General features: G+C 65.3%; 1 rRNA gene. It reads left to right on the top strand.

Annotated elements, in window-relative coordinates:
• Window positions 1-35: 35 nt before the first annotated feature.
• Window positions 36-1,651 (top strand): 23S ribosomal RNA (locus ACTQVX_RS08780); the annotation flags it as partial.

The following is a 1,651-nucleotide window of genomic DNA, read 5'->3' as shown; positions in this document are numbered from 1 at the left end:
GCGACACGTGGATATCCCGCGGGCCCGGAGCGGTCCCGCAAGATACCACGGGCGCACGGCGGATGCCTTGGCACAGGGAGCCGATGAAGGACGCGGCAAGCTGCGATAATCCCCGGCGAGGAGCACACATCCTTCGACCCGGGGGTCTCCGAATGGGCGAACCCATCCGTAGAGGTACGGATATCCCCGGCCTGAACGCATAGGGCCGGGGAGGACAACCCGGGGAACTGAAACATCTAAGTACCCGGAGGAGAGGAAATCAATCTCGAGACTCCCCGAGTAGCGGCGAGCGAAAGGGGACCGATGGCCAAACCGTCGAGCGGGCGTACCCGGCAGGGGTTCCGCCGGCGGGGTTGCAGGGCCGCGCATCCGGGGGCTGCCGCCCCCGGGCGCAGGTCCGGCTGGGGAGCGGAACGGCATGGGAGGGCCGGCCGCAGCGGGTGACAGCCCCGTACGCGAACCCAGACCGGACGGCGCGACGCGGTCCCTGAGTAGGGCCGGGCACGTGAAACCCGGTCCGAACCTGGGTGGACCACCATCCAAGCCTGAGTACTACCCTGTGACCGATAGCGCACCAGTACCGTGAGGGAAAGGTGAAAAGCACCCCGGGAGGGGAGTGAAACAGTACCTGAAACCGTGCGCCCACGAGCAGTCGGAGCACCTTTATGGTGTGACGGCGTGCCTTTTGTAGAATGAGCCAGCGAGTCGCTGGCGCGGGGCGAGGTTAACCGAAAGGGAGCCGGAGCGAAAGCGAGCCTTAACAGGGCGACTTGAGTCCCGCGCCGCGGACGCGAAGCCGGGTGAGCTATCCGTGGGCAGGCTGAAGCGGGGGTAAGACCCCGTGGAGGGCCGAACGCACGTCGGTTGAAAACGGCGGCGATGACCTGCGGATAGGGGTGAAAGGCCAATCAAACCCGGAGATATCTCGTTCTCCCCGAAATAGCTTTAGGGCTAGCGTCGCGCGTTCACCGCCGGAGGTAGAGCACCGGATGGACGAGGGGGCTTCGCCGCCTACCGAATCCAACCGAACTCCGAATGCCGGCGGCCCAGAGCGCGGCAGTCAGAGCATGTGGGCTAAGCTGTGTGCTCGAGAGGGAAACAGCCCGGACCGCCCGCTAAGGTCCCCAAGTTCCAGCCGAGTGGCAAAGGATGTGCGTCCGCCCAGACAACCAGGATGTTGGCTTAGAAGCAGCCATGCATTCAAAGAGTGCGTAACAGCTCACTGGTCGAGTGGACATGCGCCGACAATACACGGGGCTAAGCTGGACACCGAAGCGGCGGGATTTTATCTATAGAATCGGTAGGGGAGCTTCCCATGGGCGGAGAAGCCGGAGGGCGACCGACGGTGGAGCGCATGGGAGTGAGAATGCTGGCATGAGTAGCGAGAGACGAGAGAGTAACTCGTCCGCCGTGAACCCGAGGTTTCCTGGGCAAGGCTAATCCTCCCAGGGTCAGTCGGGGGCTAAGGCGAGGCCGGCAGGCGTAGCCGACGCGCAGCAGGCAGACATTCCTGCACCGCGCACGCGGCGCTACGACCGACGGGGCGACGGATGGGGGTGGCTCGGCGGGGTTCTGGACGTCCCCGTGATGGAGCGCGGCCCGCGGACCAGGGAAATCCGGTCCGCATCGAGGGCGAGGCTCCGGACGAAGC

Origin of the sequence: Collinsella sp. LCP19S3_A6 (assembly GCF_052122015.1) — a bacterium.
Lineage (GTDB): Bacteria > Actinomycetota > Coriobacteriia > Coriobacteriales > Coriobacteriaceae > Collinsella.
This window is presented reverse-complemented; position numbering and strand designations above follow the sequence as displayed.